The following is a 14,229-nucleotide window of genomic DNA, read 5'->3' as shown; positions in this document are numbered from 1 at the left end:
TTTATCGGACTGCGTCCCTTGCCCGGCTTGCGGTCGTGAATGGTTTTTCCGCAAGGTTATACGTCCTGCGGATGAGATATGAGGCCTTGTCTTGGGATTCGAAGTAGATTCGGATAACAAGTTCCGCGACCAATCCCATCAGGATGAACTGAACGCCGACCAGGAACAGAAACACCGCCAACAGCAGCAGGGGATTGTTGTGTGCTTTTACCCCGTTGAAGAATTTGTCAAAAAGAGTCCACGCGGCGAACCCCACTCCTGCCGCGCACGCCGCTAGGCCTGCCCCGCCAAAGACGTACATCGGCTTGGTGGCGTAACTGCTCAGCAGTTTCACCGTGATCAGGTCCAGGACCACCTTGTGTGTCCGGCTCAATCCGTATTTGCTGATGCCATGGAGGCGCGCGTGATGCCGCACCGGCAGCTCAGTCACCTTTGCTCCAGCCCAGGCGGCATAGATTGGAATAAAGCGATGCATCTCGCCATAGAGGCGCATGTGAGCGAGCACCTCGGCACGGTACCCCTTTAACGTGCAACCGTAATCGTGCAGGCGGACACCACTGATTCGTGAGATGAGACTGTTTGCGAGTTTCGACGGCAGTCTGCGCGTCAGCCAGGGATCCTTGCGGTCACGACGCCAGCAACTGACGACATCGTAGCCCTCCCTCAATTTCGCCAGCACGGCTGGTATGTCCGCGGGGTCATTCTGCATGTCGGCATCGAGGGTGATGAGAAGTGTGCCGGAGGCAAAATCGAATCCCGCGGCCAGTGCAGCCGTCTGGCCGAAGTTGCGGCGAAACTGCACCAATCTGGCTCTGGGATCGGATGAGGCCAGTTTCTCCAGCAAGGCGCTGCTCCCATCCGAGCTGCCGTCGTCGACAAAGAGGATCTCGTAGTCCTCGCCCGAAGAAAGCAGGAGGCGTGAGAGCGAAGATACAAAAGGCTCGAGGTTTTCGCGTTCGTTATAAACGGGAACGATCACGGAAAGCTCGCAGCTCATGAAAAGTCGGTCTCCATCGCGGCCATTTGCCGCAAATCGCTCCGGTTCCGGAAAAAGATGTACACAATGCCCCCCGGCACTGCCGACAGCATCACCATGATGGAACCTAGAAGCCCGAGGGCGAGACCCGATGCCGGGGCAACACCGATGGCGCCGAAGAGGCTCACGAAGGCATACTCCCTCAATCCTGTGCCGCTCAAGGTGATGGGCAGCATGGTGACCAGCGTGATCACGGGCACGAGCACAAGAAAATAGAGAAACGATACCTCAATGTGCAGGCCAATGGCCGTCACCCAGGCGACTGAGAAAACCAGCAGTTGGTTGAGTGTCGAGATCATGAGAGAGTCCAGAAGGACCCGAGGATTCCTCCCCATGATCTGAAAGGCATTGGATATGGCATCCACCTTTGTGGCGATCCGGGAAAGGCGGACTTTGTGCAGCACTCGCGTCAGCAGCCGGTGCAGCCGGGGCGTGAAAATGACGAAATTCAAGACCACGAAGGCGACAAAGGAAAGCCAGATGATGAGTGAGACCGGAATGCCGGGAACCCTCATCGGGAGTAATATCGTGCCTATGCAGGCTATGATCATCATTGCCAGCATTCCGGAATCACGGTCCAGAAATGTAGCCGCGAAGCTCTGCGCATATTGCCGGGATGGCTTGCCGGCATAGTACATCTTGACTACATCTCCGCCGACTGCAGTGGGAAAGGCCAGGTTGAAAAAGAGCCCAATGCAGTAAATCTCAAAGAGGCGGGTGAGGGAAAACACCGGCATCAGCGGCCGCATGAGCATGCGCCAGCGGAATATACAGATGTAATGCCCAATCCATAGGAGGGCGAAGGAGCCGAACAGTATCCCCAAACGCGCATGGCTCAAGGTAGCGCCGAATTGATGGAAATCCATCTTCCGGAAAAGCAGGTAAAACAGCAGTGCGGAAACGGCCGCCTTTACGAGTGCTGATATTTTTGCATTCATGGAATTCTGTGATCGCTCGGATTCACGGTTTCGCGCGCAGGCCGGTTGGAGACCAGAAGCAGCTCTTCTCCTTCTCCTGTCGGACTCTCATTACCCAGCATGATCCTCAACTGCGTGGGCAGTTGGCGACATCGATTCAGGACATATAAGTCCACGCCGCGATCTTCTTTGAAATAGCGATAATCCCGATCCCCCAGGACACAGAAAACCCTGGTCGCACCCTGGAACTTGCGCTGCATCGTCGGCGGGTCAGATGTCGCAAATATCGGCTGTCGCAGGTAAAAAAGCATGCTCGGTACGGCCGCGCGGTAATAGCCCACTTCATCTCCGGTTTGCGCCTGCGCTTGAATGGCCCTGCAGATTTCCTTCACCGGCCTGAGCCGCTCGATGGCAGGAAGGTAGGCTGCGCCTGCCATGATGAAACCAAGCCACATGAAGCCTGCAATTGAAAACACGCATCTCACGAACTTGCCCCGGCTTGCGTGCCATACCAGCATGCCGGCTACAACAAGCAGGAAAACGACCGGCGCATAGTGTAGCACGGTTGGGCCGTCCGGGATGAGAGCAGGCAAAATAAAGGGAGAAAGAACCGCCAGTGCCAGGAACACCAGTGCCACAGAAATAAATACACCTATCCAGTAAGGACGCACGCGGTTGGCGAGCAGCCCGGCGCCACTAAAAAGCGTCTTATCGAGCACCCCTGCCAGCAGCACGGCCATCAGCGGATAAAGCGGCGCGATGTAGTATTCCTGTTTGTTTTTGGAGATAGAGAAGAGAAGGAAGGTCACGGCGCTCCAGATGACGGGAAAGCCGTAAGCGATGTCATTCTGGGCGCGCAGCACCTTTCTCTCCCAATACAGATGGACGCCGGCAACCAGGCTCAAGAGTGACCAAGGGAAAAAATCTCCCAGATACACGGCGAGATAATAAAAGGGGCCGCGCACGGGTCCTCTGATTTCCGTGGCAAAGCGCGCGAGGTTGTCCTGGACGAAAAAATCCGTGATGTAGATCCAGCCGTAGTGAAGGTATGTCCACAGATACCAGGGTGCCGCCACCGCAGCCAGGATCAGCGCGCCGACCAGAGGATGGGCTGCACCGGGCTTGAAACGTCGCGCCCAGAGGCTCCAGACGAAGCAACTCAGCCCTGGGATGGCCCACGCCACGGGACCCTTGGCCATAAAGCCCAGGCCGGCGCAGAGATACGCAAACAGCCAGTCCCGGCGCGTTTCATTCTGTACAGCGCGCACGAAAAAATAGGCTGTGCCCGTCAGACAGAAGATCAGTAGGACATCGATCGGCAGCTTGCGGGCAAGAATGAACAACCGCAGGGTTGTGCCAAGAATGACCACGGAAAGCAGCGCCGCTCTGGTGGAAAACAACCGGCGTGCGATGCCATATGTAAACAGGAGCATCCCGACCACGGCAACGGCAATCGGCAAACGCACTCCAAGTTCCCGGACGCCCACAGCCTTGTAGCCGACGAGGACCAGCCAGTAAGTCAGGGGGGGCTTCTGCGGGCGCGGCACGTAATTGAACATAGGGGCCAGGTAATTGCCCGTTTCCATCATTTCCCGCGGGGTTTCTGCGTAGAATGTCTCATTCCCATCCCACAGTGCAGATCGGTCGAGGTTGATGAAGTAGGGCAGGGCCACTGCCAGCAAGACGAGGGATTGGAGCAACAGGGAAGTCGGGCGAAGATGGGCGGCTGGCAGCATTCGCACTGAAAATGAACCTTCGGGCAAATTGTGGTACTCGACGTCCTTGCCTCGTCCGGCGAACCGCAAAAAACCGATGAACCGCAGCAGCAGGGGTGCGCGGGGCGGAATTTACGGAATGCCCAGGTTCTTCTCCCGGGAATCCCTGCCGAACGCGTCCTGCGCCTCAAGGCTTTGTTCGCAAGCTCACATTAAAACAGTTTTTTCTGTATTTCCTCAATCACTTCCTGGGTAGAACGGGTGCGCGGCCGCCCCGTCAGGTCGATGTCCTTTTTTTCCAACCGCTCGAGGATCTCGCCGGCGCGGCGTACCACCTCGCGGGGAAGCCCTGCCAGGCGGGCAACCTCCACTCCGTAACTCTTGTCCGCAGTTCCCGGCGTGACCTTGCGCAAAAATACGATCTCTTTGCCGGCTTCCTTGATGGCCATGCAGTAGTTCTTTACCCCCTTATGCACGTCAGCCATGCGTGTGAGCTCGTGGTAATGCGTGGCAAAGAGGGTCTTGGCCCTGTGTTGCGGATTCTGAACCAGATACTCTGCCACCGCCCAGGCGATTGAAAGGCCGTCGAATGTGGCCGTCCCGCGCCCGACCTCGTCGAGAAGGATCAGGCTGCGATTGGTCGCCGTGTTCAGGATATTGGCGGTTTCGATCATCTCGACCATGAAGGTCGAACGCCCGCGCGCCAGATTGTCAGAAGCGCCTACCCGCGTGTAGATTCGATCGATAAGCCCAAGCCTGGCATGATGCGCCGGTACGAACGAGCCAATCTGGGCGAGGATCACGATCAGGGCTGTCTGGCGCAGATAGGTCGATTTGCCCCCCATATTGGGGCCGGTCAGTATCAGCAACTGGTCGGTCGTCGTATTCATGTACAGGTCATTGGGAATAAACGGTCTACTCTGATACTCGACCATTGGGTGCCGGCCCTGCTGAATGTAAACCTCGTCGCTGTCGACGAGTTCCGGCCTGGAGTAGTCATTCTTCAGAGCCACTTCTGCAAGCGAGGCATAAACGTCCACCTCGGCAAGGAGCCGGGCGGTCGTCTGGATTCGAGTGGCTTGCGCAGCAATCGCTGTTCGAACCTGCACAAAAAGTTCTTTCTCCAGCACTGCAATGCGCTCTTCCGCGTGCAGGACCTTTTCTTCGTAAGTCTGCAGCTCTTCGGTCACGAACCGTTCGCAGCTTACCAGAGTCTGTTTTCGAACATAATCGGCGGGAACCTGAGGCAGATTCGGCTTGGTCACTTCAATGAAATAGCCGAAGACCTGATTGTATTTCACTTTGAGGGAGTTGATGCCCGAGCGGCGCCGTTCGCGGGCTTCCAGAGAAGCGATATATTCTTTACCGCTGGAACGGACGGCGCGCAACTCGTCGAGCTCGGCCGAATAGCCGGGCCTGATGATGCCGGGCTCATTGACGGAAGTGGGCGGGTCATCGGCGATCGCCGATTGCACGAGCTGAACCACCTCCGTGAGGTCGTCAAGCAAACCCCGCACTTCGGCCAGACGCGCCGCGGCGAAGCTTTCCAGCAGGGTGCGAACCAAGGGGATCGTCTCAAGGGAATCACGCAAGGCAAGCAGTTCCCTCGGATGGGCAACGCCGACCGAGATCCGGCTTGTCAGCCGTTCCATGTCATGGATCTCCCCCAACCGGCGCATAAGCCGGTCCTGGGCGGCTACATCCTTTGTGAGGGCTTCGACCGCATCCAGACGGCTCTCGATCAAACTGCGGTCAAGGAGCGGCGTCAAAAGCCATGATTTCAGCATGCGGCCGCCCATCCCGGTTTTCGTGTGGTCTAAAAGCGACAGCAGGCATCCTTTTCTGGTGCCATCCAGGGACTCAACCAGCTCCAGATTCATAACGGTCGATGAGTCCAGCCGCAAAAACTCCGCAGCGTCAAGGAAACGAAGACGGGCAACTTTTGCGAGTGAGTCGATCTGCGTGGAACGAAGGTAGTGGATAAGCGCACCCGCGGCGGATACGGAAAGCGGTCTCGCTTCGCAGCCGAAGCCATCGAGGCTGGCCACGCCGAAATGCTCCAGGAGCAGGCGGTGGGCGTAGTCGAAATTGAACGCCCAATCCTGCTGCGGACTGGCCACCCAATCGCTGGACCAATCCCGCCCCAGACGCCGGCAAAGCTCGTCAGCATTCTCCTCGGGCAAAACCAACTCGCGTGGGCGGAACAGGCTCAGTTCATCGACCGCCTTTTGCCACGCCAGTTCCCCGGTGAAATCGGTGGCCAGGAAATCTGCCGTGGAAAGATCAATAAAGGCCAGGCCCGCCCCTTCGGGGGTAAGGATCAGACTGGCCAGAAAGTTATGCTCCTTTGACTCAAGCAGCATCTCCTCGACAACCGTACCCGGGGTCATGACCCGGGTAACTTCTCGATGGACCAGTTTTTTGGCTGTCCGAGGATCTTCCACCTGCTCGCAGATTGCGAGCTTGTAGCCCTTCTTGAGCAGCCGGGCAATGTAGCCGTCGACAGAGTGATAGGGAACACCGCACATCGGAATCGGCGCGCCGCTCTTGTCCTTGTTGCGTGCCGTCAGCGTGATTTCGAGTTCCCGGGATGCGACCACAGCGTCTTCGTAAAACATCTCGTAAAAGTCACCCAATCGGTAGAAGACCAACTTGCCCGGAAAGCGGCGCTTCACTTCGTGGTACTGCTTCATCATAGGTGTGAGGTCTTCCACAATCACCGCCGTATTTGCCGACATGAATGACCAGGCTGCTCAGCTTTCAACTGCGCTGCCAGGCGATGGTACCCGCCGGTATTGAACCGATATTGGAGGGTCAGCGCGCCGACCATGAAGGATTGCTGCAACTGCCTGGAAATATCTCTAATCCTTGTAGTTAAAGAATCGGCAGTATATAATCCTGAGGCTGTGGTTGTCAATCGCAATGCCTTTGCGTTTCGGCGATTGTCGCAACACTACCGCATAGACAGCAGCGCCGCCTGGCGGCCGCAGCCATAGCAGCGACCACGAAATACGCGGAAGACACAAAAACCGTTGAAGATACTTTCACTCGATACCTCGACACCCAAGGGCAGTGTAGCGCTCCTGGAAGGGCGTAAATTGGCGGCGGAGCTGCGGCTGCTCTCCGTGGAAACGCATTCCGCCCGCCTGCTTGGAAGCATCGAGTTCTTGCTCAAGATGACGGGCTGGAATCTCCGCGACTTGGGTCTCATCGTAGCCGGCATCGGCCCGGGATCCTTTACCGGTATACGCATCGGTGTCGCGACCGCCCTTGGTCTGGCCCAAACCGGCGCGATCCCTTTCGCGGGAGTCTCCGGACTCGACGCCCTGGCCCACCAACTTCCGGGAATCGACGGCCGCATCGATGTCGTCATGGACGCCCAGCGTTCACAGGTGTACTACGCCGAATATCGCAGCTATCATGGGAAGGTGGCAAAGGTTGGCAAATCCCTGCTTCTGAATCCTGCTGAGCTCAAACCGCGGCTGCAGGGCGCGCATCGATATCTGCTTGGAGACGGGGCCGTGCGTTATGCCCAAGAGTTGCAGCTGACCAGGACGGGCTGGCCCCGCCTTGTGGAGGTGGATCTCTTCTTGGCGACGGCCTTGGGACGCCTGGCCTTGGTTCGCAAACGAACCTGGCGGTCGGGAGAGTACCTCTGTTCCGAGCCGCTCTATATAAGGCCGCCTGATGCCATGAAACGAAAGGTGAGCAGACGGTGAAGCAAGCCTGCGCTATCCAGGTAGCGGTTCTTACGGCACTCGATATTCCAGCTCTGGAGCCGTTGGAGGAAGTGACTCATCTTTGCTATTGGGGAACCGAGCATTACACGAGGTTTCTGGAGCAGCAGGAGTATTTTGCCCGCAAAGCGGTCATAACCGTCGAGCCCGGCCTGACCAGGTTGGTGGGCTTTTTTCTGGCCCGTTCTATCCTCGAGAACCTGGAGTTGCTGAAGATCGGCGTCTATCCCGAATTTCAGAACGGAGGGATCGGCACTCGTCTTCTGAATGCTGCGTTTGCCGAAGGCGCAAAGCGCGGCTGCCTGCGCTGCTTCCTCGAGGTGAGAAAGTCAAACGAGAGCGCCATTCATTTCTATCACAACCACCTGTTCAAAATTGCAGGCGAGCGCATCAACTACTACACCGAACCCGTGGAAGATGCCTGGATCATGGAGCGTTGGCTTTGAACCCATCCGATTTGAATGGTTGTGCCCGTCACATAGCCGGCGCGCTCGGAGGCAAGGAAAGTCACCACCGCGGCGAATTCTGCAGGTTCCCCCAGGCGCCCAAGGGGAATGGCGCTGGTCCACTTCTGGAGGATTTCATCCGGAGCCTTGCCGGATCTTGCCGCCTGTATTCCGGCGAGTTCAACAACACGGTCGGTGCGCGTATCACCCGGACAGACAGTATTGACGAGGATATTAAAGGGGGCAAGTTCGTTCGCCAGTAATTTGGCCAGGCCGGCGACGGCGCTCCGAACGGCGTTGGACAGAATGAGGCCGTCCACAGGCTGCTTGACCGTAATCGAGGTGATGTGAATGATTCTGCCCCAGCGCTGCTGTTTCATAATGGGTACGACCCGCCGGCACAAGCGCACGGCGCTCAGGAAGTTAAGATCGACCGCCCGCTGCCATCCCTCTGCATCATGAGCCTCGAATGGACCGCTGGGAGGGCCTCCGCCGTGCTGTGCTAAACACGCCTCTGCTTGAGGTGCGCCACGCTTTGCGGTACTATAAGTCTTGGCTTTGCTGATGTTTGCTCATTCCAGCGAGCCTCGAAGATTGTGGCTCCAGTTCCGGACAGATTCAGCAGGTTTTATATGTAACCGCCTCCCGCCCGGCGTCCATCCAAGCGGACCGCGCCCGGCACTCAAGTGCTTGATGATGAAAAACATCGGATGGGTCGGACAACGATTGCCCCTGGGGCGTGCGTCGGAAGTGGTCGTGCACCGGAAATTGCTTTGGAAGTACTCGGGATTTGGCTAGAATAGCCCGGCATGCAAATATGAAGACAGCAAACTCCGATACCCCCAAAAGGAGGACTCTCTTGCGGACCGTTAAGTTTAGCCTCTTAATCGCGAGTCTCGCTCTTTTCTTTGTCCACTGCGGCAATTCGAAGCCGACCCCCGATGCATGGGCTTCAATGGTGAAGAATAAGGTGGTACGCATAGCCACGAATCCTTTCAATGTGCCGTTTGAGACCTCTATCGGCGTCAACGTTGAGGGCTTCGATGTCGACCTCGGCGAGGCGATCGCTAAGGATCTTGGATACCCGACCAAATGGATCCAGCCTACAGAGTTCGAAAAAGTTTTCGAATATCTAAAGACCGGCCAGGTGGAGATGATTATTTCGACCGTCGCGATCACGGAAGAGCGCAAGAAGGAGTTTGCCTTCTCGGATCCGTACTTCGTCAGCAGCAATACGATTGCCCGCCGGCTCGACAACAATGAAATCAAGGACCTGCCCTCGCTGGCCGGAAAGCGTGTGGGCGTACAGACCGGCCGTACCGGCGACCGGTTCATGACCAGCCAAAAGACGGCGGCTAACGTCATCCTGACCAGGTATAAGACGCTCGACGATGCGCTGGGCGCACTCAACCGTGGCGAGATCGATGCCGTTATCGGCGACAAGCCGATCATGACGTACAGCATTGCCAAGAACTACTCAACCAACCTGCTCCCCACGGATGTCGAACTTACGCGCAATCAATTTGCTGTCGTCGTACGCCTTAACGAGATCAAGCTGCTGGCAAAGATCAATGAGACGATCGCGCGCCTCAAACGCAGCAACGAGCTGGTGGCCTGGGACCAGAAATGGATGGGGAAAGTCCTGGCGGAAACGTCCAAGACGATCGCCGATATCCAGAAAAAACGGGAGCTCGAAGCGGCGCCCAAGAACCTCGCGGTCAGATTCGTCAAAGCTCCCGGCAGTACTGTCAAGCTGGAGCGGCTCGATGGCTTCAGCGTGACGCTGACTGGTCCCAACGGCACCTTCAAGTCGGCGCCGATTCTCACGGATGATGCTAATGCTACAGGCAAAACTACGTTTCCAAAGCCGATTCCCCCGGGGGACTACAAGCTGATTCTGGAGCGTCTCAACGCAAGTGCGCAGGTTGCGATCGCGAAGACGACCGCCACATCGTTGACCCTCACCGTGACTGTTAGCGACAACAAACTCGATATGGCAATCAAATAGCTCGTCGGGCTTCCGAGGAGGATCTGCCCGCCCGGCATGAGGCTTATGAAACATCCTTTGGTCCGAACCATCCTGATCACCGCACTCATCACCGGCGCAGCAACCATCATGCTGCTGCGCTGGGGAATCCTGCCGGAGTACGGGCAACCCGGGGCCGCACCTCGTTTCGAATCTGCGAAGGCGGCGGAGGCAAAGCAGCCCCCGTTGAGCCCCGATGAACAGGTCAATGTCGAGGTTTACAGCAAGGTCAGCCCGGGCGTGGTCAACATCACTTCAACCGTTGTTGAGTACAGTTTCTTTTTCGCTCCTTACGCGAACGAAGCGACGGGGAGTGGTGTGGTGTTGGATCTCAACGGCAATATCCTTACCAACAACCACGTGATCGAATCTGCGCAGAATCTCGAGGTCGCCCTGCCGGACCACACCACCTATCAGGCAAACGTCGTGGGAACCGATCCACAGAACGATCTCGCGGTGATTCGCCTGGTTGGTGCTCCCAAGGAGCGGCTGCGCCCGGTGCCTCTGGGAGACTCAGCAACATTGAAAGTGGGGCAGAAAGTCCTCGCTATCGGCAATCCCTTCCGCATGCAGAATACCCTCACGGTCGGGATCATCAGCTCGCTGGGGCGGAAAATCGAGACTGATACCAGCATCATCGACAACGTCATCCAGACGGATGCGGCCATTAATCCCGGTAACTCCGGCGGCCCTCTTCTCAATTCCGCCGGCGAGATGATCGGAATCAATACCATGATCATTTCACCCAGCGGTGCCAACGGCGGCAATGTCGGGATCGGGTTCGCTGTCCCCGTAAATACTGCCCGGCGCGTTGCGGCCGACTTGATCAAAGAAGGAAGGGTGGTGCGGCCCTGGATGGGAGTAGAAGGGATGGAACTGAGTCCCACCCTGGCAAAGGCACTGCGGCTGCCGGTCGATCAGGGAGTGCTCGTGGTGCGGGTTTACCGCGGAACCACGGCCGAAGCCGCGGGGATTCAGGGCTCCAGGGAATATGCGATGCTCCGCTATACCAAGATCCCCGTGGGCGGAGACATCATCACCGAGATCGATGGCAAGCCTGTTACCAGCCAGGCTGAGATCGATCTTGCGCTCGAAAGCAAGAGACCGGGCGAGACGGTCCGCATTACCTACTACCGGGGACAGACAAGGAATCAGAAGTCAATCGTCTTGATGGAGCAGCCGAAAAGATACCGCTAATGCCGTGTTTAAGGAATGCCGTACTGAGCTTGCTGGCTCTCGCTCTTGCAGGAACCGCTGGATCGGTCCAACGGCCGGCGAGCCCAGGGACTCCCGCAGCTGCAGCGCAGGGTGAACTGAGCAGACTTGCCGACGGTGTGTTCGCACAGGTGGTAAGCCCCGATAGTGACGCAGTCAGCAACTCCGGCGTGGTAGTTCTTGACAGCGGCGTCCTGGTTTTCGACACGCACTTTACTCCGGAGGCGGGTGAAGCGCTGCTGGAGAAGATCAAGGCGGCAAGTCCGCGCCCGGTGCGCTACCTAGTGAACAGCCACTTCCACCCGGATCACACCCATGGCAATCAGGCCTTTCCGGCGGTGCGCCAGATCATCGGCAGCACTAACGCGCGGCGCGATATGCTGCAGAAAGACCTCCCCGCCTTGAACCAGGCGCAGGCCATCGCACAAAGCCAGGTCGAGCAACTGAGCAAGGAAGTCGGCCAGGAGCAGGATGCCAGGAAACAGGAGGCGCTCCGTGTCCAGCTGAACCAGCGGCTGGCTTTCATGCGGCGCATGTCCACTTTGAAAATCCTCGCTCCCGTGGTGACCCTCGATGACAGCCTGATCATTATTGATGGCGGGCGTGAAGTCGACTTGCTCTGCCTGGGAGCCGGGCATACGGACGGGGACGTCGTACTTTTTCTGCCCCAGGAAAAAATCGCTTTTCTCGGGGACCTGTTTTTCAACGACGCGCTTCCCAATGCAGAGGACGCAAACATGCTCGAATGGATGAAATCGCTGCGGGAAGCATTGAAACTCGACGCGAAAACGTTCGTTCCCGGGCATGGCCAGGTCGGCACCAAGTCCGATGTGGAAGAATTCCTGAGCTATCTGGAAGACCTGAAGGCGCTGGTCGAACCCGCTGTCACAAGAGGCGATACGCTGGAGCGGGTAATCCGCGATCTGCGCCTCCCATCTAAGTATGCCTCATACAGCTTTCAAGATTTCTTTCCCGCCAACCTGCAGAAGATGTACGCTGAGCTGAAGGCCGTCCAATCCTCGACACAACCGCAGGAAGGCGTGAAAAAGCAAGGACTGCACCCATGATTCCAACGGGGCCCACTCAAGATGTCTGTCCCCGCTGCGGGGGATCGGGCTGGGAGCCGATCGAAGGCACCGGGAGCGTCCGCCGCTGCGGCTGCTTCGACTCCGTGCGCGTCGAGCGGATGCTCGTAGAGGCACGCATCCCCAAGCGGTATGAGCACTGCGATCTCGACTCGTACAAACCGCAACCGAACAATCTCACCCAGCTCCGCGCCAAGAACGACGTCAGCAAGTTTCTGGAAAAGTATCCTTCGATCGACATCGGGTTGCTGTTTATCGGAAACTGCGGGGTAGGGAAGACCCACCTGGCGGTCTCTCTGCTGAAACAGATCATCCTGGAAAAGCGGGACTGCGGCCTGTTTTATGACTTCCGCGATCTGTTGCGGGAAATCCAGGGAAGTTGGAATTCCGTATCCCAGGCCTCGGAGCTCGAAGTCCTGCGCCCGGTGCTCTCGGCCGATGTACTGGTCCTGGACGAGTTGGGCGCCAACAAACCGACCGAGTGGGTACGCGATACCATCGCACACATCATTAACTGCCGCTACAACGATAAAAAACTGACGATCTTCACCTCGAATTATCCGGACACTGCGGAGCGTCCAGGTGAGGAGACGCTCACCGACCGCATCGGCGCCCGCCTTCGCTCCCGGCTGTATGAGATGTGCAAGGTGGTTGAGATCAGAGGCGAGGACTTCCGGCGCGTAATCAAACAAGCCAACTATCGGTTCTGAATATGACATCCCCGGCCGACAATCTGACACCGCTGGTCAAGGAAGAAACCTTTTATCTGGAGCGGGTGCAGCAGGAAATTCAAAAAAGAATCGTAGGGCAGACGCACCTGCTGGACTCGCTCATGATCGCGTTGCTTACGGGAGGCCATCTGCTCCTGGAAGGGGTGCCGGGCCTTGCCAAGACCCTCGCCGTCAAGAGTCTCGCGGAAGCGATCGACGTCACTTTCCGGCGCATCCAGTTTACTCCTGACCTGCTGCCGGCGGATCTGATCGGAACGATGGTCTTCGATCAACGCAGCGGTGATTTCGTCGCGCGCCAGGGCCCTATCTTCAGCAACCTGCTGCTCGCCGACGAGGTGAATCGGGCTCCGGCCAAAGTCCAGAGCGCCCTGCTCGAGTGCATGCAGGAAAAGCAGGTGACGCTGGGAAAGCAGAGCTTCCAGCTCACGGAGCCCTTCATGGTGCTGGCGACTCAGAATCCCATCGAACAGGAAGGGACCTATCCGCTGCCGGAAGCCCAGATGGATCGCTTTCTGATGAAGATCATCCTCAGCTATCCGAACCGCAAAGATGAACGTGAGATCATGAACCGGGTCGGGTCAACCGACGGCGGTTCGCATCTGGCGGCGGGCGAGAGCATTCCCTTGAAAAAGGTGCTGGTGCCCGAGCGGATCCTCCGGATGCGCCAGATTGCGTCGCAGATTTATGTCGATGAGCGCATAAAGACCTACATCCTCGACATCGTATTTGCGACCCGTAGTCCTGAAGAGTATCACCTTGATCTCAGCCGGCTGATCCGTTTTGGCGCGTCGCCTCGCGCCAGCATCGGCATCCTGTGTGCTGCGCGCGCTCAGGCGTTCCTGAAGGGGCGCGGCTTCGTCATTCCCGACGATGTCAAGAAGATCGCTCCGGACGTCTTGCGTCACCGGATCCTGCTCACCTACGAAGCCGAAGCCGAGGGCATCCGGGCGGAAGACCTGGTAGAGCGCATTCTGCAAAAGGTTCCGGCTCCCTAATTCGAATTCTTCGTGAAGCAGAACCAAACGCCGGTGAAAGGCAACAAAATTGGACGCGGATAAACGCTGGCAGGAGCCTTTGCCGCCCTGCTTGCCGACCGAGACCGATTGGTCGGCGGCGGTCGGCATTTTTCCGCATCCAAAAAATGCATTTGGGTCGCACATTCATGAATAATCCGGGCTATGGGCAATACTGTTCACTTAATGATTTGGATATGATCCTCGATCCTCAGCCTTTCCGTGCCAGACCGCTTCCGTGGCCTGAGTTTGTAATTACTCATCTTTCGCTTGATGCCGCGCGGATTACGCCGCGATCGACTCGACAC

General features: G+C 57.5%; 12 protein-coding genes. 7 read left to right on the top strand and 5 right to left on the bottom strand.

The annotated features are described in order from the left end of the window. Position 1 precedes the first annotated feature (1 nt). The 4 genes from LAP85_05475 to mutS form a co-directional block, all read right to left on the bottom strand. Positions 2 to 997 carry a glycosyltransferase family 2 protein gene (locus LAP85_05475; GenBank protein ID MBZ5495832.1) on the bottom strand — a complete coding sequence of 332 codons (996 nt, stop codon included), beginning with the start codon at positions 995 to 997 and terminating at the stop codon, positions 2 to 4. After that, a complete protein-coding gene (locus LAP85_05470; GenBank protein MBZ5495831.1) occupies positions 994 to 1,974 on the bottom strand; it encodes a flippase-like domain-containing protein in 981 nt (326 codons plus the stop codon). The genes LAP85_05475 and LAP85_05470 overlap by 4 nt, the downstream gene beginning before the upstream one ends. After that, positions 1,971 to 3,695 (bottom strand): glycosyltransferase family 39 protein, encoded by a 1,725-nt coding sequence (locus LAP85_05465; protein MBZ5495830.1) that lies wholly within the window; start codon positions 3,693 to 3,695, stop codon positions 1,971 to 1,973. Before LAP85_05465 ends, LAP85_05470 begins: the two co-directional genes overlap by 4 nt. A gap of 185 nt (positions 3,696 to 3,880) precedes the next feature. Further along, positions 3,881 to 6,406, bottom strand: coding sequence for a DNA mismatch repair protein MutS (mutS, locus tag LAP85_05460; GenBank protein MBZ5495829.1), 2,526 nt, complete (start codon positions 6,404 to 6,406; stop codon positions 3,881 to 3,883). Between the two features lie 294 nt (positions 6,407 to 6,700). Here mutS and tsaB point away from each other — a divergent pair, with 294 nt between their 5' ends. Together tsaB and rimI are read left to right on the top strand one after the other, a co-directional pair. Further along, positions 6,701 to 7,387 carry a tRNA (adenosine(37)-N6)-threonylcarbamoyltransferase complex dimerization subunit type 1 TsaB gene (tsaB, locus tag LAP85_05455; GenBank protein MBZ5495828.1) on the top strand — a complete coding sequence of 229 codons (687 nt, stop codon included), beginning with the start codon at positions 6,701 to 6,703 and terminating at the stop codon, positions 7,385 to 7,387. Continuing rightward, positions 7,384 to 7,851, top strand: coding sequence for a ribosomal protein S18-alanine N-acetyltransferase (gene rimI / locus LAP85_05450; protein ID MBZ5495827.1), 468 nt, complete (start codon positions 7,384 to 7,386; stop codon positions 7,849 to 7,851). The genes tsaB and rimI overlap by 4 nt, the downstream gene beginning before the upstream one ends. Here rimI and LAP85_05445 read toward each other — a convergent pair. Beyond that, a complete protein-coding gene (locus tag LAP85_05445; protein MBZ5495826.1) occupies positions 7,803 to 8,417 on the bottom strand; it encodes an SDR family oxidoreductase in 615 nt (204 codons plus the stop codon). The genes rimI and LAP85_05445 overlap by 49 nt on opposite strands. Positions 8,418 to 8,806: 389 nt before the next feature. On the opposite strand from LAP85_05445, the gene LAP85_05440 reads away from it, so the two are divergent. Genes LAP85_05440 through LAP85_05420 form a run of 5 tightly spaced genes read left to right on the top strand, consistent with a single transcriptional unit; the run spans position 8,807 to position 13,903 of the window. Then, positions 8,807 to 9,859 (top strand): transporter substrate-binding domain-containing protein, encoded by a 1,053-nt coding sequence (locus LAP85_05440; GenBank protein ID MBZ5495825.1) that lies wholly within the window; start codon positions 8,807 to 8,809, stop codon positions 9,857 to 9,859. Positions 9,860 to 9,904: 45 nt separating this feature from the next. Continuing rightward, positions 9,905 to 11,074, top strand: a complete 1,170-nt coding sequence (locus tag LAP85_05435) for a trypsin-like peptidase domain-containing protein (protein MBZ5495824.1) — start codon at positions 9,905 to 9,907, stop codon at positions 11,072 to 11,074. Beyond that, entirely contained in the window at positions 11,074 to 12,159 is a 1,086-nt protein-coding gene (locus LAP85_05430; protein MBZ5495823.1) for an MBL fold metallo-hydrolase, read from the top strand. Before LAP85_05435 ends, LAP85_05430 begins: the two co-directional genes overlap by 1 nt. Further along, positions 12,156 to 12,887: an ATP-binding protein gene (locus LAP85_05425; GenBank protein MBZ5495822.1), complete on the top strand. Its 732-nt coding sequence runs from the start codon at positions 12,156 to 12,158 to the stop codon at positions 12,885 to 12,887. Before LAP85_05430 ends, LAP85_05425 begins: the two co-directional genes overlap by 4 nt. A gap of 2 nt (positions 12,888 to 12,889) precedes the next feature. After that, entirely contained in the window at positions 12,890 to 13,903 is a 1,014-nt protein-coding gene (locus LAP85_05420) for a MoxR family ATPase (protein MBZ5495821.1), read from the top strand. Positions 13,904 to 14,229: the final 326 nt, after the last annotated feature.

The organism is Terriglobia bacterium (genome assembly GCA_020072565.1).
Taxonomy (GTDB): Bacteria; Acidobacteriota; UBA6911; order UBA6911; family UBA6911; genus JAFNAG01.
The sequence above is the reverse complement of the archived record's forward strand: the minus strand, read 5'-3'. Positions and strand labels throughout refer to the sequence as shown.